Genomic DNA, 25,590 nt, shown 5'->3' on the forward strand with positions numbered 1-25,590 from the left:
TCGCAGTTAGTTATCAGACGCGGTTCTCAAAGTTCTTTCTAGGATTAGTCTACAATAAGCCGCAGTCCACTAATATTGTTTAATCAACACGTTTCAGAGCGTGCTTAAAAATAGATGAGCAAAATTATTGCGCTGTTCAACCAGTCAGGCGGTGTCTCCAAAACCAGTTTGACAATGAATTTAGGCTACCATTTGGCGAAGCGGAAGCAAAAAGTCTTGTTAGTAGATATGGACCCCCAAGCCTCACTTACCACCTTCATGGGCCTGGAGCCATCTGAGTTACAGGAGACTGTCTACGAGTCCATTATGAACGGTTCTGACACGGCGCTCCGCAAAAACCTTCACAACATGGACTTGCTCCCTTCTAATATTAATTTGAGCGGAGCAGAGCTGGAACTGGTGGTGGCTGACATGAGAGATAGTCGGCTAAAAGAAGTCATTGACCCCCTGAGCTCGCACTATGACTTCATATTGATCGACTGCCCTCCCTCGCTCGGCATCCTATCCTATATCAGTCTAGTTGCCTCCACTCACGTCTTAATTCCGATTCAGACTGAATATAAAGCTCTCAAAGGAACTGAATTGCTGTTGCAAACCATTGCTCGCGTCAGGAAACGCGCTAATCGTTCATTGCAGATTGCCGGAGTGATTCCGACGCTGTACGATCCCCGTACTGTACAGGCCTTTCAAAGTTTGCAGTCAATTACTACTTCTCTGGAGAAGATTGCTGCGATTTACCCCGCCGTCCCTCGGACTGTCGCTTTCGCCGATGCGTCACAGCAACACGTACCTCTGGCCGCGTACAATCCAAAACATCCAGCCGTCGCTGTACTCGATACTATTGCACAAGGACTCTTAGCTCTGCGATGAATCAAAAGCGCGACAATCAGCCTTATCAAATCAAAGGGGTTGAGGCTCTATTAGGAACCAGCGACAGCGAAGATGCCGCATCCTCCCTTGTCTCAATACACAAAATTGTCTTGCCCCAGCAGCAGCCACGCCGCTATTTCGAGCCGACAGCTATGCAAGAACTGGTGGAGTCAGTCAAGCAGCTAGGGATTCTGCAACCGCTCCTGGTACGCCCAATAGATGGCAACAAGTACGAATTGGTAGCGGGAGAACGGCGCTATCGAGCCGCTTCGTCGTTAGGTTTGACTGAGATTCCTGTTGTGATTCGGGAACTGACAGACACAGAGGCTCTGCAAATTGCACTGCTGGAGAACTTGCAGCGGGAAGATTTGAATGCGATTGAGGAAACTGAGGGAATTCTGCAATTGCTGGCAATGAAATTGAACTCTACCTCCTCGTCAGTTATTGCTTTGCTCGGAGCGGCCGCGCACCCGGAACGCGCTGGTGTGGATAACGTTATCCACAGCTCGGAGTGGGAAATAGTAAGCGATATATTTGCACTCGTCGGGAAGTACACTCCAGAGAGTTTCCGAACTAATCGCCTCCCGTTGCTGAACCTGCCAGATGATGTGATTGGAGCGCTGCGGAAAGGACAGATTGAGTATACCAAAGCCAGAGCGATCGCCCGAGTTAAGGATAGCTCAGAGCGCTCCCAATTGTTAGAAGAGGCGATCGCTCTCGACCTCTCCCTGACCCAAATCAAACAGCGCATTGCCGATTTAAAAGCGAAAAGTACAGGGGAGGCGACTGAACCGGATCGCTCGCTTAAAAGTCGCGTAGATGCAGCTTATGGCAGAGTGAAAAAGTCTAAGGTTTGGGATGACCCCAAAAAGCAAAAGAAACTAGAGAAGCTGTTAGCTGAACTGGAAGCATTGGTGGGTGAGGGATTGGAAAAATGAAGCGGATCTTAAATTAAAGCTACTGACGATGCAAATTGGTAGATATCCGGCGAGCGTCATCCTCTAGGGAGAAGCTTTGCAAAAAGGCAGTCCAAATAGCAATGAGGAATTTAGCCGCTACATGACCGTGAGGGGCTATTGTGTTAGCAATTGATTACCGCCACGCTTCCCAGTAGCGGTTTCGGACTCAGTTGGAGGACGTAGAAGCCACTCTGTCGTATATCCAAACCCATGCCGATGAGTGGTTCATTGATATAGACAGAATTGCTCTGATGGGAAAGTCAGCCGGTGCCCATTTAGCATCGCTTTATGCTTATCGTTCAACTACAGTTCCAGTTAGAACAGTAGTGAATTACTACGAGCCAAATAACTTGCTCGGAGGATATTACGATCCACCTTTTCCCGACCCCCTAAACGTCCGAGCCATTCTGCGTGACTTTCTGGTAGGAACCCCCCACAAATTAGGAGAGCTTTACCGTCAAGCTTCTCCTATCAATTATGTTAAACCCAACCTTCCCCCTTCTCTACTGGTTTATGCAGGTCGCGACCATATAGTTGGGGCCTAGTTTGGACGCTCTCTACGAACAATTACAAGCCACTGGAAACCGTGCGGTAATGGTCGAAATTCCTTGGGCTGAAAACGCCTTTGATGAGGTTTTTAATGGTGTGAGCAATCAACTGGCTTTGTATTACACAGAACGCTTTTTGGCTTGGGCACTGAAGTCTTCTGATTACCAACCAAAATAAAGAAAAATCCTCAAAAACGAGCCTGACAACCCGCTCGACTTTAGTCCAGGGATCAAAGGCAGCAGGAGAGTTTAAATTATGGCTGCGTAAATTTTTAGCAGGGAGCTGATACGTAAATGAACACGTAACAGCCGTGAGGCTCCCAAAGCTTTATGTCCCCAGCTTCAAGACGCAACAAGAGACGCCAACTTCTGGAACTGTACGGAAACCGCTGCCACTGGTGCAACAAGTCGATGCAGAAATCAGAAAGAACCATCGAACACTTACTCCCGAAAAGCCGAGGCGGGTCTAACGCACTCTCCAACCTGCGTTTAGCCTGCTTCAGTTGCAATAATTCGCGTGGAAATAGCCTCGAACCTCCGGACGGCAAGAATTTACGCACACAAAGAACTCAACCACATGAGAAAATAGCTTAGGATTTTCGCACGATCGCGAATTTTCATAGCTAATAAACAAACTAACTTGCTCCTCAAAAAAGTCGCATGGATGACCTAGATCGACGGTTAAGCGCTCTAATTGCAGAGGTGCGCCAACACCCAGCCCCAAGCAAAAAATGGCGAACAGCCATGAACAAGCTGTTATTGCAAATTCAACAACTACCAGGACTCAAAAAATCAGTCCATCAAGATTATCCTGAAGCCCTCAATCGTACTTTTGAATGGGTTAGTCGCGAGATTGCTAATTTTGAGCCGCGATCGCCTTCTGTTTCAAAAAGTTTGCTTAACTGGATCAACGTCTACCTGGGTTGGCGAATTAAAGATTTGTCTTCTCCTGACAAAGATGCTCCAATTAGTTTAGATGCACCGATCGCAGCAGATATTGGGAAAACAACTCGGCTCGAACTATTACCCGATTTTCCGCTCAGCGGGTTGGATGGCATGATTGAAAGTGTTCAGAAAGAAACCACTCAGCGAATAGGTCTCAAACTAGAATTTTACATAGAGTCAGATCCAGAAGGCAAGCTAAAAAATAGCTACCCTCGCTCTTACCCGGAGTGCAACTGCCAATTCCTCAGCAAAAGAAGAGTGTTAAAAGACCCTCCTGACAAGTTTCAAGACTTAGCAGAAGAGTTAAACGTTAAGTATACAACCCTGAATTCTCACTGGAAGAGAAAATGCGAACCATCGTTGCAAGAAATAGCTCGCACTCTAGGATATAAACAGGAACCACAACCATGAACATCGCAGAACTACCTCTGTTAACAGTACCGCTAGAATTAAAAGCTCACGAAATGGCGCGACAGTTGGCAGCCGTTCAAAGTACAGTCCAAAAAGGAAAACGAGTTTACTTGAATGCACTGGCAGTTTACGCTGTTCACAGCTATTTAAAATGGCTGCAAATTGAAACAGATTTGAATTCTTCCGATAGCTTCAATCCCGCCAAAACGGCGCTAGCTAATGTCGCTGACTTGGTAATTCCTGGCATTGGCTCCTTAGAATGCCGCCCAGTTTTACCTGGTGAAACAACCATTCTATTACCCGAAGAAGTAATAGAAAATCGGATTGGATATGTGGGAGTACAGTTTAGCGATCGCCTTGACTCCGTGCAACTATTGGGATTTGCTCCCAGCTTAGATAGCTCAAATCCACCGCAACAAATAGCAGTAGCAGAACTGATGCCCATTGACGCTTTAATTGAACAGATTACTCGTTTAGAAGAAGCGATCGCCTTCTTAGAAACAGACGATCCAGTGGCGGTACAGGTACGCTCTACGATCCACACTCAATCGCAGAGCAATATTGTTGCCCAATTAGAGCGTATTTATCGAACTTGCGACGAGTACGAGTGGCGGTACGCAGGGGGAGAGATGTTAGCCGGGAGTACCGCAGGAGGGGAGTTTACTCGTGAAAGTGCCGATAGCGCCGACACTGATTTACAAGATTTAGCCGAAGCACTGCTGGAAAAGTTAGCAGAAATATGGAGGGATGCTGCGTAATTTTGGAATGAATAGCTGATGTGTATATGTAGTATCCCCTTCGTAACCTGTAAAGAATATGGCAAAAGGATTCGGCCCAGCGGTGAAAACTCCCCCAGCGACAAAACGCCAGAAAGCTTATTTCAAGCTGATTCAAGCGCTCCTCCAATGTCCTCGCGGTAAGGAACTGAAGATTTTAAGGAAGCACCCGGACTTGGTGGATGTTGGTTTGGTGGAAATGATGGAAATGGTAGCTACAATTCTGGTAGCACAGAGGGAGATTTCTGGTGCTAATTTGCTAATCGATTTGGCTGATTTTTTATACAGGTCTTACATAGGAGCAGATGGCTCACCAGTAACAGGCACTTTTGTTAAAGCTCCGGCTTTATTGTGGGAAGTATTGCGGACAATTTTATTAAAAGGGGATGAACAAACAGCTTACCAGATACTAGCAATTAACTCAGACAAACTCAATGAATATTTTTTGCTGCAATTTCGCCTCTGGATAGATTGTACGCTCCTGAGAACCCAGCAAAAACTAAAAAAACCGCTCGCACTTTTTCTGATATCTTTCTGCAAAATGCTCTGGCTGTTTCCACTGGGCAACCGAGCAATTAACCTGGAAATTGCCATTGCCGGTTTTGAAGGAACTGCCAAGATTTTGACTCGTGAGGTTTTACCCCAAATTTGGGTGCAAATCCAAAGCGATTTAGCCCCAGCATACCGCAATCGGATTTGGGGCGATCGCTCCGAAAACCTTGAAAAAGCCCTAACCGCTTGCACCAATGCTTTGCAAATTTTCACTCGCGATACTTCTCCCCAAGAGTGGGCGATGGTACAAAATAACCTCGGTCTTGTTTACAGTGACAGAATCGTCGGAGATAAAGCTGAGAATTTAGAAAAGGCGATCGCCTGTTATGAAACAGCCTTACAAGTTGTTAGCCGCGAGCGAACTCCTGAACTTTGGGGAACACTGCAAAATAACCTGGCACTTGCTTACACTCGCCGAGTTGAAGGATCTCGCGCACAAAATTTCGAGCAAGCGATCGCTTGTTATCAAGTTGCCTTAAAAGTTCGCACTGATTCCGATTGGGCTAGCAGCCAATTTCACCTCGGTCTTGCCTATAGCGAAAGGATTTTAGGGGACAAAATCCAGAACCAGGAACGGGCGATCGCAGCCTACCAAGCAGCCTTACAAATTTATACTCCCGAAACCTATCCAGAAAGATGGGCTAAAACCCAGTTAGATTTGGGTTTTGCTTACCGGAAATTGGCACAAATTGCTAATGCTTTAACCTGTTTTCAAGCTGCCTTAAAAGTCTTTACACCTGCTTCATTCCCTAGAGAGTGCATCGAAACCGGACTTGAGTTGGGAAAGGTAGCATTTGCTACTGGCAAAAAGGCAGAAGCTTTTGAAGGTTTTGAGACTGTAATTGAAGCTGTAGAGATGCTCAGCCGTTGGGGTGATTCTGAATCTTTACATCAAGAAATTCCTGCAAAGATTTCGGCTTACACACAAATAGTAGCGCTTTGCATGGACTGTGGAGAACTAGAAAAAGCCAGATCATATGCTGAACGCTCAAGTTCTCCTGTTATTTTAGACCTACTAGAAAATGTTCAGATCCAGCAAACAACTTCAACTTCACAGTTTCTTATTAAAGTTTTAGACACCGTTGCCCAAAGCGAAAATAATTCGCAAGCTTTGTACCAGCTTCTAGAAGCCAACCTAGATAAACTGGACAACAGTTTTGTGGAAAGATTAAACCTAATAAAGTTTGATATATCTCAATTAGGACCAGGGGAAGCAATCAATTTAGCGGCAAGAGTTCTCAACTTTAGCAGCCTGATTGAAGATTTTCCCGAAGGCAATGCAGAAAACAACTGGAAGATTGCTAAGACAGGCTACGAAGTTGCTGCTACTGTTTTTACCGAAGAAGACTTCCCCGAACAATGGAATTTTATTCAACATAAAATCCGCCCTAATTTACCATTGGAATTATTGGAAGTTATTTCCGAAACTCAAGGTAAAATTCGAGTTGATACTTTACTTGAACATGAGCGAGAGCAACTTGAAAAGTATTTTGTTAAAATAGCGCAAAAACTTATATCGTTGAAAGCTGATCCAGAACCCATAGACGAACTTTTGATCAAGTGGGTACAGAAAATATTGCTTGACGCTAACCAAGAGCAACTTGACGAAATTTTTGTTAAGGAGATGCCAGATGAAGCCGATGCTATGCTATCTGAAGTCCCACCTGAAAAAAGAAAAGAAATTGCTTCTGGTATTTTGGCTTTAAGTTTGCACATCCACCAATTAAAAAAAGGGAATGAGGCTAATAATTTAGAAATTGCGATCGCAGGTTACGAAATTGCTTCCACAGTCTTTACTCGTGAAGCTTTTCCAGAAGAGTGGGCATTTTGTCAGATGTTCCTCGGTAACACTTGCTACCGTCGTTTTAAGGGCGATCGCGCCGACAATCAAGAACAAGCGATTGCTTACTGTCAAGATGCCCTACAAGTATATACCCGCGAAGCTTTTCCGATACAGTGGGCAATGATTCAAAATACATTGACTCTTGCCTATGACAACCGAATTCGAGGAGATCGGTTAGAGAATGCAGAATTAGCGATCGCGGCTGGCGAAGCTGCAATGGAAGTTCGCACCCGCGAAGCAATGCCTGAAGAATGGGCGGAAGTGCAAAACAATTTGGGCATCGTTTACTGTGATCGCATCTACGGCAACAAGGTGGAAAACTTGGAACAAGCGATCGCTTGTTATCAAAACGCCCTGTTATTCCGCACCCGCGAAGAATTTCCTCAACTTTGGGCGCAAACTCAAATGAATCTTGCCTCTGCTTACCGCCAGCGACTTCATGGCGATCGGGTAGAAAATGTTGAAAAGGCGATCGCAGCTAACAAAGAAGCATTACAAGTTTACACTCAAGACGAGTTTCCCGTAGATTGGGCTAGAGTAAAAATGAATCTGGCTAATGCTTATTTGCATCGACTTCAGGGCGATCCAAATGAGAATTTAGAAATAGCTATTGCCACCCATAAAGCTGCCTTACAAATCTTTAACCAGGATGAGTTTCCTACAGAGTGGGCTATGGTTCAAATGAATCTGGGCAATAGCTACCTCAGCCTTGAGCGAAACGAAGAGGCGATCGCCTGTTATCGAAAAGCAATGGAAGTCTTCACGCCAACAGCTTTCCCATTTGAGTGCCTGAAGACTGGAGAAATGCTAGGAAACAGAGCATTTGTAATGGGAGATTGGCAGTTAGCCATTGAGGGATACGGTATCGCGATCGAAGCCGTAGAAACCAGCCGTACTTGGGCAACTTCTGAATTTCGCCGCCAAGAAATTATAGCAGAGGCGATCGACATTTATGCAAACATCGTGCAAGCTTGCATCAATAATAAGCAGTTAGATAAAGCTGTTGAATACGTAGAGCGCTCGCGCTCTAAACGCCTCGTAGACTTAATGGCAAGCAATGATCTCTACTCAAGTGCAGAAATTCCTGCTGAAATTCAAGAGTATTTACAGGATTTTGAACGCCTACAGCAACAAATTGACAAGGAACGAGGGCGCAATCAACCTAGCAACGACTTTGATAATAGCAAACTTGATAACAGCCGTGCAGCCCTAGCAGCTTACAATCAAACAATAGCTGATCTGGAAGCTGAAAAACTCCTAATTTGGGAACAACTCCGCCGCCTAGATCCGGTGCTTGCGGGTCAAATTCGAGTCAATCCTCTCAAAATCCCATCCATCCAGCAGCTTATCGACAAACCCACCACTGCAATTATTAGCTTTTACACCACTGTTAGCGACACCTTTATCTTCGTCGTGCGGCAAAACGAGATTACCCTGCAAAGTTGCGCTGATTTAGGATTTGAGACTTTGCACGGATGGATTTTCCAAAATTGGTTAGGACAATATGTTGAAGATAACAATTCTTGGAAAGAAGAGTTCGTTGGGATGTTAACTAAACTGGCACAACAGTTAAATTTAAACGATCTAATCTTATGGCATTTAGAAGGAATTTCGGAACTGATTATAGTTCCTCATTTTGCCCTTCACCAAATCCCCTTCGCTGCACTACCCATTGGAGACAACCGATATTTGGGTGACAAGTTTTTGATTCGTTACGCACCTAGTTGCCAAGTGCTAGAGTTCTGTCAGCAGCGCCCTTCCCCCGGCAATAACCTAAACTGTGGCACTATTGAAGATGCGACGGGCGACTTGCCTTGCGCCAGCTTTGAAGGAGAGCAACTGGCAGTTCTTTATAGTATCCCAGACAATCAACGCTTAAAAGGTCGCCGTCAAGCCACGGTTAGTAACTATCGAGAACTGGCGCAAACCGTCCAAATCCTCCACTCTAGCCACCACGCCCAGTCGCGCTTTGACAATCCCTTTGAATCGACATTAATTTTAGGAGATGGCTGCATTACTTTAGGTCAGCTAATGACTCCTGCATGGCGTCTCCCTCAGTTGTCGGATGTATTTCTTTCCTGCTGCGAAACAGGATTGGGATTGAGTGAAATTACTGGTGATATCCTCACTTTTTCAACTGCTTTTTTGTCGGCGGGAGCCAGAAGTGTTATCAGTACGCTTTGGGCTGTCGATGATTTAGCTACGGCGCTTTTCTCCATTTTTTACTATCAAGAGTGGCAGCAGGGAAAGAATCGCCCAGAGGCTATTAGACAAGCTCAAGTTAAGTTGCGAGAGCTTACGGGCAATACCTTAGCTGCTAGTTATAAACCCCAACTCACAGAACTTTTGAAACAGAAACGTGAAGAAACCCACACGCTCCGCAAAATATCCGAGGCAGAACGAAAAGCTTGCTCCTCCGGTTCCTCAGAATATCAGCAATGGGATGAAGAATACAAAAAGTATGATAAAATTGGCAAACAAATTTATCTATCTCTCAAAAATTTAGATAAATATTGTCAAGAATTAAAGCCTTTTTATCACCCTTTTTACTGGGCCGCTTTTACCTGCACTGGGATTCGGTAAAATAGACTATTAAAGAGGAATTTAGCCACACCTGAATAAACCAGTATAGCAGTTCGAGCATTAGTTAGGAAAGTTCAACTAATTCCGCAGGAGCCTCACGTCTCACCGCAACGGGAGAGTGTGAGAGGAATGAGGGTAAAAGTTGGGGGTTCGATACCAGGTGCAGGTTTGGGTTCGACTGCTTTAACAGTAGTGAGAGGAATGGGGATAAAAGTTGGGGGTTCGATACCCCCAACTTTTACAATTTCTTAGCTAGTATTCGCAGATAATCTCGCTCACAAATCATTTTGAGTCCTAAATACTGTATCGCAGTATTTCAACCATATTTCCTTGGACTAGGAGTGTGAGACGAGAGTTAACAGTTTCGGTAAGTTTCCCCATAGTCTTGTATTCGATTATTATCCGAACATATAAATCTAAACTTAGCGCACTAAACTAGCCAGGAGTCCCGACGCTTCCCGCTGCAAACTCTGGCGATTATCATCGTAGCAATTAAGGACGTTCGAGCTGGTATGGCGACTCAACTTCTGCGCCATTCGCGTATTACCGTTGCTTGCATCTAACAGCGTCGTAATTGCAGCGTGGCGTATTCTGTGCGGGCTGATTCTTTTAGGAATTCCCGCAGCGGAGCAAGTTGAGAAAACAAGCTTGTAAATAGCGTACCCGCTCAACCTCAACCCATATTCCCGCTTTGTCAAAGCAATAAATAAAGGATCGAGGGGCATTGCAGTTCCCCGCACGCTCAGCCAATCAGAAATCGCATCTGCCGTCGCGCTATGCAAGTCAATTAGCTGCGCTTGAGTTCCCCTACCTTTGCCGTAAATGTTCAGAGTTCGGGCTAGCGGGTCAAAGTCGCCTATATTGGCTCCGCCGAGCTCCCCCCGGCGCAACGCATTGTCCCACAGCAGCCGGAGAACTGCATAGTCGCGCTTTCCCTGGGGTGTACTCCTGTCAGGAATGGACAACACCGACTGCATCGCCGCCACATTCTCAGAAGCAACTCGGCCAAACCCTGTAGTATCCCGGTAAGGAACCACCTTCTCTCCCTCAACATCTACCAAACTCCACTCGCACTCGCCCACCTTCCGAGCAAAATTCACCAAACTTTTGATAGCCGCCAGCCGCCGATTAATCGTCGCTTCCTTAAGTCCCTTGTCGATTAGTTTGGCTTTATACTTGAGAACCACCGCGACAGCGGCGAAGCGGTTCAGCCGTAGGAACTCGCGCACTAATGCCGGATGCGGTTCCTGCCCCGTCATTGTCATAAAAAAATCGTACAAATCTTTCTCATAAGCCCCCCTTGTGTTGACAGAGCGCTTGGCAGCTAACAGCTCTGCCACTAGGTCGCGCGTCGAAGCTATCTCTCCAAAGGAATTAGCAGCGTGTTCTAAGTCCATAGCCGGCCTCATAATGTGCCTTTCCAGACCAGATTACCCGATCGAGAGGTGCAAATAGCACAAGATTCAACCTTGAAAGACAACTTGAATACGTGCAGAAAATTTGCTGGGCTGTAAAAATACTCAGTTTCAATTTTGAGTCTCAACACTACTTATAACTAAAATTTATTGACGATTTGACGATTCTCCTGAACTTCCCTGTTTGTAAAGGTTTCAACTTCTAAGCTTCATTGACGATTTTTGACATTGTTTTTGACGATTCTCCCCAAATGCTTTCCAACTATAAGTTTGGGGAATAGCCGCTCTGTTTTTGACGATTCTGACGATTGGTTGATCGACCTGTCGCGATCGTCATTGACGACTTGCGCCTGACATGATCCGGTCGCCACTGCTATCTGATTGACAATCGTCAATGACGATTCTGAATTGTCAAAGCTGTTATTGACGATTGAAGTGCTTATGGAGTAGAAGTTTTAGGGAATCGTCAAATCGTCAACGCTAATTTTAAGCTTTTGCAAAAAAGGGATCGGCAGGCATTCGCGATCACACTCGGGAGCAACTAACTTCCCTGTAGCGTTTTGAACCAGCATCCGACATAACCTTGGCTTTTGAGGACTTGATGCCTCACGAGTGTCCTAACTCAAGGTCACGACAAATTTTCTTTGACGATTTGACGATTCTTCTAAACTATCGTATTTATAAGGCTTTCAGCTTCTAACTTTCATTGACGATTATTGACATTGTTTTTGACGATTCTCCCCAAACGCTTTTTCAGCATGGATTTTGGGGATATACTGCAAATTTTTGACGATTTTGACGATTGCTTGACGCCCATCGCCCTATCAAGCTGGCAGGGAAGCGGATTGTCCTTGTTATCGCGGGAGCGGGCGATCGTGAATTTATTGGGATGTGGCTGGGGAATCGTCAATGACGATTGAAAATCGTCAAAGCTGCTATTGACGGGGGAACTGCTTGATGTGTAAGAGTTTCAAACTATCGTCAAATCGTCAACGCAATTTTAAAACTAGTGGTAAATTTAGATGCCGGATAGTCCGTCGCGATCGTCCACAACCAACTTGCACAAGAGCATTTTCCGCTTTTCTCCTAACACAGCTTCTACAAAAGCTGGGATTCAGTGTCAAGCTGTTAACCAGAGCGCGACTAAAAAAAGAAATTTTCTTTGACGATTTGACGATTCTCCTAAACTCTCCTATTTATAAAGCTTTCAGCTTCTAACTTTCATTGACGATTATTGACATTAATTTTGACGATTCTCGATAAACGCTTTCTCTGCAAGGGCTGTGGGAATGTACTGCGAGTTTTTGACGATTCTGACGATTGCTTGACAACTTTTTGTAAGTCCCGCGAGTAATGTCAACAATGAATCGTCAATGACGATTCAAAATCGTCAAAGCTATTACTGACGATTGAAATGCTTACGGGGCAAGAGTTTTAGGGAATCGTCAAATCGTCAACACAAAAATAGGAGACTATAGGCGCTTGATGTGATTACCGTGAGTAACGTCAACAGTGAATCGTCAATGACGATTCAAAATCGTCAAAGCTATTACTGACGATTGAAGTGCTTACGGGGCAAGAGTTTTAGGGAATCGTCAAATCGTCAACACAAATTTTGGTGTTCTGCGAGTTTTCTACGATTCTGACGATTTTGACAAGTCCGGCTTGGCGAACTAGCAGTTTGTAGGTTGCCACTGTTACCAGTACGCTCACCTGCGGGCGATCGTAAATCTCTTGGGATGTGCTGAGGAATCGTCAATGACGATTTTCAATCGTCGAAGCTGCTATTGACGAGGGAACAGCTTGTTCTGCGGGAGTTTCAAACTATCGTCAAATCGTCAACGCAATTTTTAAACTAGCGGTCATTAGGTATCCGGTGACAATTGCGATCGCCCACAACCGACAGTGCAAATACTTTCCAAGATCAGATTTCTATCATGCGGTTTGAGGAATGCCCTGCCTGGTTTTGACGATTCTGACTCCGGTACGAGCAGCCCCACCGTATAGAGCGCTCCAGGCGGGAAGCGCGATCGTCAATGACGGTTGAGAATCGTCACAACTGTCATTATTGATAACGTAATCGCTTACTCTGGAAAACTTTGGAAGAATCGCTGCTGTCGGAGGACGGCATTTTTTGCAAGTTGCCACAAATACCCTGGACTGCACTTGCAACTCGGTTCGCGCGATCGCTCTGCGGGCTTGCAACTAATACCATTTCCGAAAAATTCTGCAACAGTAGCAACTTTTTTGTTGGCTTTGACTTGCGAATCAACCCAACGCTCGTGTTTGTAGCAGGGTTTTTCGGAAATGATATAACCGCCAAAACGTGGCCGAGCAACAATTATCTTAGAATCCGCCACTTGAAAGACTTGCCGACCTTTTTCGTTTCACCGAGGTTCATCGAAACCATTTGGTTGAAGACCGCAGCCGTAAAGTCCGTGTTCGACATCTGGCGCAGTTTAGCTCCTGCAACGAGTTCGCGACAGTTGCGGTATGCTTCACGGGTGCTGATCCAACCTTCAGCAACCGTGTCCCGCAACTCTTCTGATTTCTGAATCAGTTTCTGGATGACCGGAACTGTATCGTCCTCATCTTGCTGCTGCCCTTTGTAAAGCACTTCAGCCTGGTTGATGTAGAAGTAGCTGGTGGCGATCGCCTTTTGAATGATGTCGGCCCCAATCAAGGTAGGGATTTCAATCTCAAAAGGCTTCTCGGAATGTTCCCTGCCTGAGAGCTTCCACTCTTCTTTCAACTGCAAGTAAGTTTTGAGGGTGCCATCCGGGTTTTTCAACTTGCAGATTTCGTGCAAGCAATGCAGGATGAGGGCAATCCGCAGGCAGTACCCACTCCACTTGGACATGGCTAGCTGGAAGCCTTCATTCAGTTCAGCTTCTTCGCGCTCGACCATCGGGTTGAAAAAGTGCTGTTCGTAGTAGTCGGCAGCCGAGTCGCTGAGGTGGTAAGTGATGGGAAAACCCTGGTAAACAGTGCGGTTCGTTTCATCTCTGAGCACTTCGCCTGTCTCCTCATTTTGAACGGGACGATAGTGCATTTTGAGGACGGAAAGTTTGTGGTAGATGTCTTTGAGAAAGGCGTCAATGTCGGGGTAGGGCAGTCGCGTCCGCCGCCGTTTGGGCATCTGGGCCAAGCAGATTACCCACCGGGCCATCCAGCCGCTGGAAATTTTGCGGGGCGTCATCTCTTCGTCAAGCGTCTTGCGCTGGATGGTGCCGGTGATGGGGACGCACGATCTCTCCACCTCGACTCGGCGATCGCGATCAATGAGGATGACTTTGGGACCGCCGCCGTTGTTGAGGGTGAGGTAAAAAGCTTCGTCGTCCCCCTTGCCAGCCCGATATTTGTTGAGGGCTTTGAAGAAGCCATCGATTTCATCGCGGTGGACGAGGAAGCCGCGCGGATTTTCGTTGATGGTGCGGATCAGGGCTTCTACGGTGATGTGTTCGACCCAATACTCGCGGGGAACGGGTGGGGGTGGGAGTTCTTCTGGCGGGTTGTCAGGGGCTCGATTTTGCTGGGTGGCTTTTTGTGCTTCTTTGTAGCTTTTGAGGGCAATGCAATATTCGCTGTTGGCGTCCTGCTGCAAGAGCCGGATGGGATTGACCATAACTTCTTGAGTTTGACTTTTGAGCTTCCCCGACCGGGCGGTGCTAATCGTCCACAGCACGCAGGACTTTTGTTTGAATCCAGACCAAGCAACAACTTCAGCGGCTGTGCCGATCGCGCAGCCGAAGGTTGACCAACCTACTGTCAGCAGGTGTTCGGCGCTGGTGGGCATTGCAGCAGCGATTTGTGCCAGGATGCAGGCAATTTCAGGCGGTAAAATTTGGTGCAAGTCGAGACTCTGCTTGCGCTTGCTAACTAAATCTTCAATAAGGGTTTTTTCGCTTTCGACTTCTGCGAACTGCCATTCTTGCAGTCGGGTTAAAACGATTTGTTCGACGTATTTGGGGTCGAGTTCCAAAGCTTGAGCGATTTGGGCACACTCGGATCTTCGTTCTGACAGGGGAATGTTGCCCCGTTCCAGGAGCCGATCGATATATTTGAGGAGCAGGTTTTCTTTCTGTTTGCTGTCAGAATCCGGCGGGTAAAAATTATCTGTAACCTCACCGTTGTTTGGCGGGATGCTCTCTGGCGCATCTGCTTGTAACTTTTGAGAATTGAGCTGCTGCTGGCTCGCGGTCGGTGATGCCCTGGGGCGCTTGTCGATACCCCATTCTCCTAAAATCCTGTCTTTAATGTGAGGGGGGCATGAAGCCTGGAAGGTTTCTCGATCCAGCCGGTAAATCTTTTTCCAGCAATTTTCAGAGTCTCCGCTGTGATATTCGGCGGCGGTTTGGCAAGCGGAGGGGCTAATGGTTTTGAGGATGCGCTGCCATTTGTAGGGATCTCGGCTGCTGTCTTCCATTTGCCCCCAGGCGTACTCGGCTAAGATTTCAGTGGTGCCGGAGTAGGAGATACTGTAGCGGTGGCAGAACTCTTCCCAGCCGTAGCATTCGGAGGCGAGAGCGGTCAGGGCGTCGGAGCGATCGCCTGTTTTGGCACCACCTGTCAGAATGTCTTTGGCGCGGTGGGAGAGGAGGTCTTCCAGGCGAATTGCGCCGGGGACGTAACTTCCTGCAGAACGGGGCGAGGTGTTGGCAGGAATAGACGGGTGCTGTTGCCGTGTCGGGTAAATACCAACATCTTCCGGTTTGGCAACGGTAGGCGGATATGCAACAAAATATTCCCAGCGGTACGGGATGCCGTTCGCGCCGACAGTAGGGGGTAGCAGGGTGTGACCGCCGTTTCGGGCAAGCAGTTCGCCCATTCGGGACCTGTCTCGATCTAGGCTGAAGGCTGTCCAATCTGGTTCTTCTGTGAAGGCGAGGATGACTCGGTATCCGCCCGAAGGGGTGCGAAATCGAGGGGCGACATTCAGGAGGGGGTAGTCGTTGAACCACTGTTCAAGGCGCGCCTCAAAAGCTTGTGGCGAGGAGAAGACTTTTTCTTTGCGATCTAGATCGACAAAGGCGATGTAGTGACCATGTGCATTAGGTCCGCCGCCGAGAGTGCCGATGCCAGTGGTGCGGGCGAACCACTTCGCTAAGTTTGCCTGAGTTGGCAATTGGTTTTGATAGGGTTTCCAACTGACTTTGACTGCTTTTCCTTTCTGGTTTATCCAAGCAGGCGCTTTGCCTCCGGGAACGTCGCAGTCCCTTTCGCATTCCTTGGGACATTCCGGCAGCGCAGGTCGGCCCAAGCAATTGTGGAGCCAGTCGAGTGTCTGGGCGATCGTCTGGGGAGCCTGATTAATGTCGCTCATCGATGCACCTCCAAGCAATATGAGAGGAATTGGGCGATGCCTGTTTTGACATCTTCCAAGTGCCGGCTCCGGGTTACCGAGAAGTTTTTGCTAAAAATTTGGCAATTTGTGTTGGCAAACCTCCTAATTTTGCTAAAGTTAAATAGCACCCAATTTTGCTTCCCCAGCCAAAAAGCTTGATGCGGCTGTGGATGCAGGTCAGTCTCCATCAAAAACCTCCAATTTGACCCCAATTATTTACCAATGGTAAATCTAGATTCACCCACAGTGAATTAAGGTGACAAATCTTAATGCTAATTTATGAAGCCTTCCACAATACTTTGAAACGTTATGACATCAGTGGCAAAGCCCTAGCTCGAGTTGCTGGGGTCAGCGAGAGTCTGGTGTCGCAGTTTAGGCACGGCAAGAAGGGTGTAACTGACGAGATGCTCGACAACCTGTTGGAGGCGATGCAGAAGATTGCTCCGGGAGCACGCAAACATTTTTGTTCGCTGGTAGCTGGGGAGCTGGTGGAAGGAGCGGGTGTGGAGAATGCAATTAAGGAGATTTCTGCTGAGGAGATTCCTGAATTGTTGATGGCGATCGCGCGTTGCTGGAAATCAGTTGACCATCCATCAATTTATGCAACAAGTGCGTTGATGCAGATCCCTCGCTAGGATGGTACCAATCTAAGATAGATGTAGCGCCAAACTTTTAATAATTTTATACCTGCAAAATTCATATTTAATGAAAATTAATATTTAATGTGATATGGAATTAATTTAACTACTTATTTAACCCAAATATAGTAACAAAAAGTAGTCATTTATCAACTACCACTACCATTTATTTACTAGATTTGTGCCGAGTTGTACCTGCTTAATTGATATTGAACGCATTCGTAAAGATTTTCCCTACCAGCCTGGAGACTCGAACAGTTTGTGTTGCAATATCAGCACTGACAGTTCAGGGCTACTAAAAGCCCACACTGTAGCCGCTTCGGGTCAGTGTGGGTAGTTTACCACTATCCTGGTTTCTGGGGAGAAGATTTTGGTTGTGGGGGAGGGCTGCTCTCGCGAACTGTATTTTCGATCGCATCCTTAGCCTCTTTACCCGTGAGGGGAGTATTGCGACCACCTGCTGCTCGAAGGCTGGCTTCTTCAACAGGTAGGGCAAAAATGGCATCTAGTATGTGAGGATGGGTATCGCACCAGATCGCGATCGCATTGGAAATTTCTTCCACATCCTCTGGGAGTGTTGCTAGCAATTTGGCAAAATCAGTACGGTCTTCTGCTGTAAATAGTTCGGGTTGGTTTTGGGTAATATAGATAAAATCTAGGATAGTTTCTTCGTAAGGGGACAGTGCCATTTTTTTTATTCCTATTGACCTATAGCGCAGAATGCAGCCCAGTGGAAAGGTTCGCGGAATGGCTGCTCATCATCCCGAAATCTAGAAAAACGACGACGCAGATTCATCCTAACTGCTGGGTTTAGTGGCAACTGATTTGCGTTTATCAATTGTTCAAGTTCTATTTTTGTGATATCTCTGAGCCATAATTGGGCTTGGTTGAGAGCAACTGCTACTGCCAAACCTATTTGTATATTTTGGTAAAACTTAATCATCAATAAAGCTGTTGATAAGTCGTTAATAGCCCAAAGACTGCCCACTACACTGGCGCTGCCTGCAAATAAAAAAGCACTAGGAAAGCCAATGTACTCATCACTACTATTTGTCCAGTCAGTTAGGGCTGTTTCAGAAGCAGAAAGAGTAACTAAGCGACATTGGCTCAAGTCGAGCTTAAAAATTTCTTCTACAGTAAGGCATTTGCTTAGGTCAATGACTTCATTTGCACCTAATGGGAGATACCGAATGGGATCGGAATTGGTAGGAGCGTTAGGCATAGGAGCATCTGCTAAGATTAAAGCTGACAGTAGGGGAGAGCTAGTATTGAAGTAACTCCCACTAGAGAAATGCAAGCAATGATATAAACTCAGTGGTTTGTTACTAAGTGCATCCTTTGTCGCAGCAGCTTTAGCTAAAATATCTGCATAGGGGAAGAATTGCTTAATCGCTTCTACTTCGATATCAGTCCAAGCTAGGTTATCGTTAGGATTTTGGATAGCGAAGAAATGGCTAAACTCAAAACGTTGCCTAGTTTGAACCAATTGTAATAGCTGGCAACTGGGAGCATAGCAGACTCCACCGGGAAAACGGTCGAGCAGATATGACTCATCCGCAAGTGGAAGCGCATGGAGAGGGATACAGTGGAGGAAGCGATGAGGAATCAAAATTAATCGATCGCAAGTTGTAGGCAAGTAGTTCAGTATCTCATCAAAATGTAGTATTTGAGTCAAGTTCTGAAGTCGCAGCGAGAGTTGTTCTTGCCAATGTTGTTTATTTTCTTGGTAATCTTGGAAGTATTCATTAGCCCATTCAATTAAGGCTGAACTATCCAACGTTGAAGCTTGCCAAACTGAAGGAACATCAGACTGTGGGGTAATGATGAAAGTCTGGAAATTATCATCTTGTAGATACCACTCCAGAATTGCGGTTCTTTCATTGGGGATAATAGATTGGATTTGACCAAAAGTTATAGGTTTAACAAGTTGAGTATGATTGAAATTTGGATCTATTGCTAAAATTTCACGATTAATTAACTGATCTAACTGCTGCTGCAATTGAATGAGTCGAATCCGTTTTTGTGGAACAAGCGAACTATCACCTAACAATAGACTGCCATCTAGAAGGGTTTCACCATCAAGGAATCGATTTTTTTCTTTGGTTTCAGGCCGTAGCTGCTCTATTGAAATTTCCAAACGCAGGCGTTGTAACTCGTTCACGATAGAGTTTGGAATATTGCCTTTTGGATGAAGATTGTGGTTAGCAATGAGTTCTACCAAGCTACGTGCTTTACTCCGCTCAACGTATTCAATAGCTTTATCGGTATAGCCCAGTTGTAAGCACACTTCCACCATGTGTTGATAAACTTTGTTTAACTGTTCGGTAAATTCTTGCTGTCCCTCTTGGATTTCCCATCCATAAAATGTCCTACATTGAAATAATTCTAGGCTCTCAATGATATTATCAAAAATATCGTAGGCGCTAGTTAGCTGCCGGGTATTTTGATATGCAAACGCAAGGTTGAATAGAGTTTCTAAATGGTTTTGAGGAAAGGATGAACGAGTATAAATCTGCAAAGCATTTTGAAAAGAGTAGATAGCCCGTCCTAGATTATCTGCTCGATCACCTCCTATACGTTCTAGGTAGGCAATCCCTAAATTATTCTGGGTTTCTGCCCACTTTTGAGGAAATGCCTCAGGAGTATAAACCTGCAAAACCTTCATAAAACAATTAATAGCTTGCTCTAGATTTTCTGAACGCTCTCCTAGGATGCGATCTCGATAAGCAATCCCTAGGTTATTTTGAGTATTTGCCCACTCTTGAGGAAAAGCTTCACAAGTATATACTTCTAAAGCAGCTTCAAAATAACTTATAGCTTGTTCTATATTTTCTTCTCGATAGGCACAACCTAAATTATTCAGAGTTTCTGCCCAGTTAATTGGGAATTCTTCACGAGTATAAACCTGTAAAGCAGCTTTACAATAGTCAATTGCTAGCTTTAATTTTTCTGCTTTTTTACCTCTGATATGTTGTCTGTAAGCTGTTGCTAAATTATTCAGAGTTTCTGCCCAGTTATATGGAAAATTTTCACGAGTATAAACTTGTAAAGTATTTTTTAAATAATCAATAGCTTGTTTTAAATTTTCTGTGCGATCGCCTCTAATACGTTTTGTGTAAGCTACTGCCAGATTATTTTGAATATCTGCCCAACCTTCAGGAAAGTTTTTGCGGGTGAATATTTCCAAAGCTGCTAATAAATAATGGATAGCCATCTCTAAATTTTCGGCTATTTCTCCCCGAATGCGCTGACTATAAGTCATTCCCAAATTATTTTGACTCATCGCCCATTGTATCAAAAAAGCTTCGCGAGTTTGCACTTCTAAAGCTGACTGGAAACAAGCGATCGCCATTTCTAAATTTTCAGCCCTTTCTCCCCTAATTCGTTGGCTGAAAGCTCTACCTAAATTATTTTGAGTCATCGCCCACTGTGTGGGGAAACCTTCGCGAGTTTGCACTTCTAAAGCTGACTGGAAACAAGCGATCGCTCTTTCTAAATTTTCAGCTCTTTCTCCCCTAATTCGTTGGCTGAAAGCTCTACCTAGATTATTTTGAGTCATTGCCCTTTGTTCTGGGAAACTCTTGAAAGTAAAATTGCTCAAAGCCATTTCGTAACCAGTAATAGCAATCTCCAAGTTATTTGCCCTACTTCCCAGTGGGAAATTGGTCAGTAGATTGCTAAGACTTACAATAATTGCTAGAATTACTTGTACTTGTTCTAGTTCTTGTAGTGACACAAAATTTGCTACCCAGCTACGCAATAACGCAGCGAAACTTTCATCAAGCTTGTCTAAGTTCTCTTGTAAGATTGGATAAACTATTTGTGGATCGCCATTACTGTCTGAGATAACCCGTAGCAACTCTAGCAAAAAACCTAGTTCGACTGTAGTTAGAGGAACTTCATCAGGAATTGATAAACTTACTCCGTCAATATCCACCAAGCGATCGCGTCTTGGTAACTTGCTGAATTGTTCTGTTGCACTTTCTACATCTCCAACCGTAAAACTTGCCATGCCACGAGCATAAGTAATCAATAGTGGAGCCAATTCAGCCAGTGGTTCGGCAAAAGTTTCTACTAATGAAGATAAGCGAAATAGTTCTTTCCAATTTGTTTCTTTCAATCTAGAGTTAATGGCTTCTAATAGTTCGCGGCTAAGTTGCTCTGGTTTAGTATAAGCAAGTGCTGTCCAATACTGTCCCTGTGCTAATTTTTTTGTATGAGGATTGTCCCCAGCAAACTGTCGTTCTACATAGGTTGTCAAAAAATCTGCCAATTCCTCTAATCTGGGCTTATCTTGATTAAACTCCTCATTATCCTTGAGTTCTGTTAACAGCAAATTGCGGACAGCAATATCCATCTCGTAAAGCTCATACCCTACCTCACGGCACAAACGAGATAGAAGTACGCGAGCAACTGCTGTCCAAGGTGCTTGTGGTAAGAAGCGCAGCCATATTTGGTAAAGTAAGTCGGGCGTGATTACCAGTGGAAATGCGGCATGACAAGCTAAGTCGAAATGCGCGCGATCGAATTGTTGAAGAAATCCGACAACTCGCTCGACAGCAATTTCATCATCATAATTTTTCGTACTGGTTTCTTCTGCCGATGAACTTGGCAATGTCACGGCAATGCTCTGATTCTTAAGTGGCTCTGATAAGAAGGATTCAGGTTGGACGGGATACAAAGATCTCAGATGTGTCCTGATAAACTTGTTCACACGACGATAGATCAAACTCTCCTTAGACTCCGGACGGCAAATGGAAATGTGGTTGCAATCCATTGGAATAGGCGTTACACCTTTAATTCCAGGATTAGCGCTGGTCTCGTCCACAACGAGAAACCCAGATGTTTTTTGCTTCTCGCAGTAGACCTGTATGGGAATTTGGCTGAGATATTCGTGATTGCGATACACCTCGTTCAGTTCGCGCAGCCGGGAATGATGCGCTTCTAGCTCGTCAATGCTGACAGAGGTTTGGAGAATTCCCCCAATATATTTAATCCAATTCGCCATATTGGAGCCGGAGTGAGGCGTGGATAAAAAAACAATGCCTTTGGTTTGCTCGACGATTAGTTTCCATTCAGGAGTTCCATAATCCCAAGCGTGGCGCAGCATTTGCTTGACCAACAGCCCTCCTAAACTATGAGTAATGAAAATTAGGGGGCGATCGCCTATTGCATGGGAGTCTAGAACAGCTAAAGTGTTGGTCGCCCGATCCACCAACGGCATGGTGTTGCCCTTCCATTTAAAGGGTTCTACCTCGTACCCCAACGACCAAATACCGACATCGGATAATTCTTCTCCCAACCACATCGGCCAGAAATTATCATCGTCGCGTTTCTTTTTGGGATGCCAAGTCTCTCGCGCATCGCCCCCCAGTCCGTGAACAAAAATAACATCACCGATCCGATTGGCATTATCGCAGCCGGAGATAGGAATTAAGCCTGTTGGGTTGCTCACAGATTGACTCTCCACATCATTCAAATGTATTGGGAAACTCTTGTCGGCAGCTTAGCCTGATTTTTTTCTTTTTCCACTACATCGTTCGCAAGCTCTTCTATTAAGATACCTCGAACGGGTTGCTCCCAATAAACATAGCGTCCTCGCAAAGTATTAATAGCCGCATTCAATCCCTCGCGACTCATTTCAAACATTGGTACGAAACAAGCAATTTCGCCAGCAGTGGTATCCTGCCAGCTATCATTCGGCATGGGATTCAACCAGGCATAATAACTTACTGACTGTTCTAGCTGTTTTAAGAATTTTACCGTATAATCTTTTCGTACTTCATTCAAATTTCCCCGTGCCGCTCCTGCATCGCTGACTATCAATACCCCTGTCCTGCTATCGATCGCTCCTACAACGTCTGTCACTAGCTGATATTTGAGCCGATTGGGGTCAGTATATAGATATTTTTCAGGATAGTTATAAAAGTAGTAAACGCGGATTTTAGTGAGATTTCCACCCTGTTGCGCTTTATCTATTAATTGACGGGACAAATGATGAAAAGGCACCATCGAACCGCCTTGGTCAACGAGTAACACGAGTTCGGCTCGATTTTTGTAGCTTGGCATCATCACGGGTTCTAGTAAAATCCCTTGCTGACAAATTTTTTCTACCGTACCTTCCACATCCAATTCTGCTAGCGTACCTTCCCGCACTCGACGGCGGAGAAAACGCCAACTTTGCTTGATCTGTCGGGGAGTAACAGGCAAGTATTCATCGACGGGATTTTGCCGGTAGTAGCTCATTTCTAAGCTGTTATCCCAATTTTGCCGAATTGCTTGAATGACCTGTTCTGGTTCGTCTATGTCTGGTATGTCTGGGGGAATTTCAGCAGGCGAAGTGGGTTCTTCTAAAGCTTCAGATGAGGATAGTTCTGATGTTTGTGAAACGGGTGAAGGTGTGGAAGAAGTGGCAGATTTTTCAGGTTCCTTCGATTGGGTTTGAGTTTGAGATTGCTCAGATGTTTCTCGTTCCCTTTGTGGCGATTCAGTCGGGGTGGATTGAGGGATTTCCACAGGTTGCTTTATGACTTCATCAAGCAGTCGTTTTAACAGACAAGCTTCTGGTTTAGATTTTGTCCACAGCGTGCAGCAAAGTCGTTCTAGGGAGTTGCGATCTCCGATACCAAAACCAGCTTGCAATGCCTGTAACGCCAACATATACTCTTCCACACCTAGAGGAAGACCCCACTTTCGCAACTCCTTAAAAAGACTCAGCAAAACATTCAGTAAATGCACTTCAGCCGGATTCATTTTTTCTCCTCCCCTGGCGTGCTCCCGTAGTTCCGATAATCTTTCCAAGACTTCAGCAAAGCGCCAGCAAAAGGCAGTTCTCCATTGAGTTTAGCTAAGGCTTGGTCTTCAGGATGTTGTCGCAGAATAGTAAACCAATCAATTAACTCGCTGGTACTTACCTTTTTACCCGTTCCGCTATAGTCCTTTTTCATCAGTATTCGGAGGTCTTTAAAGCGCTTAACTGCTTTGTCGATGACTGTTGATGATGAATTGGGAAAGTGAGCGTGAAGAATTTTCACCAATTCTGATTCAGAAGGAAATTCAATATAGCGGAATAAGCAACGGCGTAAAAAGGCATCCGATAAATCTTTTTCGTCGTTACTGGTGATAAATATAATCGGTGGCTGCTTTGCCTTAATTTCCTCTCCCGTTTCCTGGATAGTAAATCTGCCCTCATCTAACTCCTGTAGTAAGTCGTTGGGGAAGTCTATATCGGCTTTATCAATCTCATCGATTAGTAGCACAGTCCGCCGATCGTTTTGAAAAGCACGACCCAAAGAACCCAATTTAATGTACTCACCTATCTTTTTTACTTTAGACCGCTGTTCGTCATCAAACCGTACCAATTGAGCATCGTGAAGGCGACCAACTGCATCGTAAGTGTAGAGTCCTTCTTTTGCTCTAGTTGTAGACTTGATATACCAGGCTTCATAAGGTAATCCTAACTCGCGAGCAACTGCCTCTGCCAGTCGAGTTTTCCCGCATCCAGGTTCGCCTTTCACTAATAAAGGACGTTTCTGTAAAAAGATAGTCAGGTTGACCGCTTCAATCAACTCTTCTGAAGGGTAGTAAGGCTCTATTCCATAAAGTTCCCGCTCTTCTGGAGACGGTTGCTTTGTACCCGTATATACGCGAGGAATCACTGAATCAACCATTGTGCCAACCCTCCTTCCCAACTACAATCGCAGTGATAACAAATTCTTTGATACACAAGTTCTGGAACACCACCTTGAGACTCGTTTAGCAATGTCTCAACAGATAAACTTTCGGGTACGACTTCTGTGGCTACTGCCATTTGCAACCATTGAGAAATTTTTTTATGTAAAAATCTGGTTGTTGGCGGCAAGTGCAGGGGAACTTTGGGGTATTCCGGCTGACAAACTTGCCAAGCTAAAGGCATTCCAGATTTACAGGTTTTTCCTTTATTATCCACTAGAAACATGACCAAGTAAGTTTCCTTTAAATTAACTATATCTACCATAGGTTGCCAAAATTGTTCGATTAATTCAGACATAAATCCGATACAACTACGGTGAACCTCAGTAAAAATGAAAATTAAGTGTTGAGTTTTCAAACATTCAATAACTAAAGCCATCACTTGGTCTGGCGACAAGTAACTTACCTGGTTGGAACCCCCCGTTAATTCAGCAGCAACTGCATTCCATAAATCAGAGACATCATCCATCATAGCCATTTTTATCTTGATGCGCCGACCATTCCGCAATTCTGGTAATTGAGAGAGTCGATGAACTAAAATTTCTTGTCCAAACTTTTCCTCCCCATGAATCAGAAATGCGGCTGCTCTCTTGAGCGATTGTTGTAATTTTAGAGCGTTTGTTACCTCCTCTTGCTGTTCTTCAAAGTCAATTTGGAGAAGAGATTTAAAAAGCCGCCTATTGTCGTCGAATGTATATATATATGTTGATGTCCGCTCCTCCGATCTATGCTGTTCTTGATGTGCTTTTATTTTAGCATACAGGTCATTCAAGCGACTTCGACGATCGTCATTTTCGTCAGGAGGTTTCAAAGCGTCAACAAAAATAGGAAATATCCAGCCATATTGTTTATGTTTCCTTTCCAGTAAAATCGGTAAATTTAATTCAAATAAAGCTGACAAGCTTTCTGCATTTTTTAGCTCAAAATACAAAAAATACAGTGGCTCTAACCCTTTACAAAATAAACGAAGCCTTT

18 protein-coding genes are annotated in these 25,590 nt (G+C 45.1%); 10 read left to right on the forward strand and 8 right to left on the reverse strand.

Annotation, left to right across the window (positions count from 1 at the left end; translation table 11 throughout):
- Positions 1-114 precede the first annotated feature (114 nt).
- The 8 genes from QUA54_RS05145 to QUA54_RS05180 all read left to right on the forward strand — a co-directional run bounded on the left by QUA54_RS05145 (position 115) and on the right by QUA54_RS05180 (position 9,487).
- On the forward strand, positions 115-870 hold the full coding sequence (locus QUA54_RS05145) for a ParA family protein (protein WP_333413660.1): 756 nt from the start codon (positions 115-117) through the stop codon (positions 868-870).
- Positions 867-1,808, forward strand: a complete 942-nt coding sequence (locus tag QUA54_RS05150) for a ParB/RepB/Spo0J family partition protein (RefSeq protein ID WP_333413661.1) — start codon at positions 867-869, stop codon at positions 1,806-1,808. The genes QUA54_RS05145 and QUA54_RS05150 overlap by 4 nt, the downstream gene beginning before the upstream one ends.
- 191 nt (positions 1,809-1,999) lie before the next feature.
- Complete coding sequence (locus tag QUA54_RS05155) at positions 2,000-2,374, forward strand: alpha/beta hydrolase (RefSeq protein WP_333413662.1); 375 nt, start codon at positions 2,000-2,002, stop codon at positions 2,372-2,374.
- Between the two features lies 1 nt (position 2,375).
- Positions 2,376-2,555, forward strand: a complete 180-nt coding sequence (locus tag QUA54_RS05160; RefSeq protein WP_333413663.1) for a hypothetical protein — start codon at positions 2,376-2,378, stop codon at positions 2,553-2,555.
- Between the two features lie 152 nt (positions 2,556-2,707).
- Entirely contained in the window at positions 2,708-2,971 is a 264-nt protein-coding gene (locus QUA54_RS05165; RefSeq protein ID WP_333413664.1) for an HNH endonuclease, read from the forward strand.
- Positions 2,972-3,121: 150 nt separating this feature from the next.
- On the forward strand, positions 3,122-3,733 hold the full coding sequence (locus QUA54_RS05170; RefSeq protein ID WP_333413665.1) for a hypothetical protein: 612 nt from the start codon (positions 3,122-3,124) through the stop codon (positions 3,731-3,733).
- Positions 3,730-4,491, forward strand: coding sequence for a DUF1822 family protein (locus tag QUA54_RS05175; protein WP_333413666.1), 762 nt, complete (start codon positions 3,730-3,732; stop codon positions 4,489-4,491). Before QUA54_RS05170 ends, QUA54_RS05175 begins: the two co-directional genes overlap by 4 nt.
- Before the next feature lie 58 nt (positions 4,492-4,549).
- Complete coding sequence (locus QUA54_RS05180) at positions 4,550-9,487, forward strand: CHAT domain-containing tetratricopeptide repeat protein (protein ID WP_333413667.1); 4,938 nt, start codon at positions 4,550-4,552, stop codon at positions 9,485-9,487.
- A 422-nt stretch (positions 9,488-9,909) separates the two neighbouring features.
- Here the strand turns inward: QUA54_RS05180 and QUA54_RS05185 are convergent, their stop codons facing one another.
- On the reverse strand, positions 9,910-10,884 hold the full coding sequence (locus QUA54_RS05185) for a tyrosine-type recombinase/integrase (protein ID WP_333413668.1): 975 nt from the start codon (positions 10,882-10,884) through the stop codon (positions 9,910-9,912).
- Positions 10,885-11,618: 734 nt separating this feature from the next.
- Between QUA54_RS05185 and QUA54_RS05190 the strand changes: the two genes are divergently transcribed.
- Entirely contained in the window at positions 11,619-11,822 is a 204-nt protein-coding gene (locus QUA54_RS05190) for a hypothetical protein (protein WP_194008883.1), read from the forward strand.
- A 1,164-nt stretch (positions 11,823-12,986) separates the two neighbouring features.
- Here the strand turns inward: QUA54_RS05190 and QUA54_RS05195 are convergent.
- The gene (locus tag QUA54_RS05195; protein WP_333413669.1) at positions 12,987-13,262 is read right to left on the reverse strand and encodes a hypothetical protein; all 276 of its coding nucleotides are present in this window, start codon (positions 13,260-13,262) and stop codon (positions 12,987-12,989) included.
- Entirely contained in the window at positions 13,244-16,225 is a 2,982-nt protein-coding gene (locus QUA54_RS05200; protein WP_333413670.1) for a DUF3987 domain-containing protein, read from the reverse strand. The genes QUA54_RS05195 and QUA54_RS05200 overlap by 19 nt, the downstream gene beginning before the upstream one ends.
- Before the next feature lie 290 nt (positions 16,226-16,515).
- Here QUA54_RS05200 and QUA54_RS05205 point away from each other — a divergent pair, with 290 nt between their 5' ends.
- A complete protein-coding gene (locus tag QUA54_RS05205; protein WP_333413671.1) occupies positions 16,516-16,881 on the forward strand; it encodes a helix-turn-helix transcriptional regulator in 366 nt (121 codons plus the stop codon).
- Positions 16,882-17,228: 347 nt separating this feature from the next.
- Here the strand turns inward: QUA54_RS05205 and QUA54_RS05210 are convergent, their stop codons facing one another.
- From QUA54_RS05210 to QUA54_RS05230, 5 genes are read right to left on the reverse strand one after another with little or no spacing between them, the layout of a single operon-like run.
- Positions 17,229-17,573 (reverse strand): hypothetical protein, encoded by a 345-nt coding sequence (locus QUA54_RS05210; protein WP_333413672.1) that lies wholly within the window; start codon positions 17,571-17,573, stop codon positions 17,229-17,231.
- 11 nt (positions 17,574-17,584) lie between these two features.
- On the reverse strand, positions 17,585-22,339 hold the full coding sequence (locus QUA54_RS05215) for a CHAT domain-containing protein (RefSeq protein ID WP_333413673.1): 4,755 nt from the start codon (positions 22,337-22,339) through the stop codon (positions 17,585-17,587).
- Between the two features lie 20 nt (positions 22,340-22,359).
- Positions 22,360-23,637, reverse strand: coding sequence for a hypothetical protein (locus QUA54_RS05220; RefSeq protein WP_333413674.1), 1,278 nt, complete (start codon positions 23,635-23,637; stop codon positions 22,360-22,362).
- A complete protein-coding gene (locus QUA54_RS05225) occupies positions 23,634-24,554 on the reverse strand; it encodes a MoxR family ATPase (protein WP_333413675.1) in 921 nt (306 codons plus the stop codon). The genes QUA54_RS05220 and QUA54_RS05225 overlap by 4 nt, the downstream gene beginning before the upstream one ends.
- Positions 24,539-25,516 (reverse strand): hypothetical protein, encoded by a 978-nt coding sequence (locus QUA54_RS05230; RefSeq protein ID WP_333413676.1) that lies wholly within the window; start codon positions 25,514-25,516, stop codon positions 24,539-24,541. Before QUA54_RS05230 ends, QUA54_RS05225 begins: the two co-directional genes overlap by 16 nt.
- Positions 25,517-25,590: the final 74 nt, after the last annotated feature.

The organism is Microcoleus sp. MOSTC5, from assembly GCF_036701825.1.
GTDB lineage: Bacteria > Cyanobacteriota > Cyanobacteriia > Cyanobacteriales > Microcoleaceae > Microcoleus > Microcoleus asticus.

Bases quoted from the DNA above. Each gene is read 5' to 3' on its own strand.
- QUA54_RS05145 (WP_333413660.1), top strand. From the start codon at position 115: ATGAGCAAAATTATTGCGCTGTTCAACCAGTCAGGCGGTGTCTCCAAA.
- QUA54_RS05165 (WP_333413664.1), top strand. From the start codon at position 2,708: ATGTCCCCAGCTTCAAGACGCAACAAGAGACGCCAACTTCTGGAACTG.
- QUA54_RS05225 (WP_333413675.1), bottom strand. From the start codon at position 24,554: ATGGTTGATTCAGTGATTCCTCGCGTATATACGGGTACAAAGCAACCG.
- QUA54_RS05180 (WP_333413667.1), top strand. From the start codon at position 4,550: ATGGCAAAAGGATTCGGCCCAGCGGTGAAAACTCCCCCAGCGACAAAA.
- QUA54_RS05200 (WP_333413670.1), bottom strand. From the start codon at position 16,225: ATGAGCGACATTAATCAGGCTCCCCAGACGATCGCCCAGACACTCGAC.
- QUA54_RS05210 (WP_333413672.1), bottom strand. From the start codon at position 17,573: ATGGCACTGTCCCCTTACGAAGAAACTATCCTAGATTTTATCTATATT.
- QUA54_RS05220 (WP_333413674.1), bottom strand. From the start codon at position 23,637: ATGAATCCGGCTGAAGTGCATTTACTGAATGTTTTGCTGAGTCTTTTT.
- QUA54_RS05205 (WP_333413671.1), top strand. From the start codon at position 16,516: ATGCTAATTTATGAAGCCTTCCACAATACTTTGAAACGTTATGACATC.
- QUA54_RS05150 (WP_333413661.1), top strand. From the start codon at position 867: ATGAATCAAAAGCGCGACAATCAGCCTTATCAAATCAAAGGGGTTGAG.
- QUA54_RS05170 (WP_333413665.1), top strand. From the start codon at position 3,122: ATGAACAAGCTGTTATTGCAAATTCAACAACTACCAGGACTCAAAAAA.
- QUA54_RS05175 (WP_333413666.1), top strand. From the start codon at position 3,730: ATGAACATCGCAGAACTACCTCTGTTAACAGTACCGCTAGAATTAAAA.
- QUA54_RS05185 (WP_333413668.1), bottom strand. From the start codon at position 10,884: ATGGACTTAGAACACGCTGCTAATTCCTTTGGAGAGATAGCTTCGACG.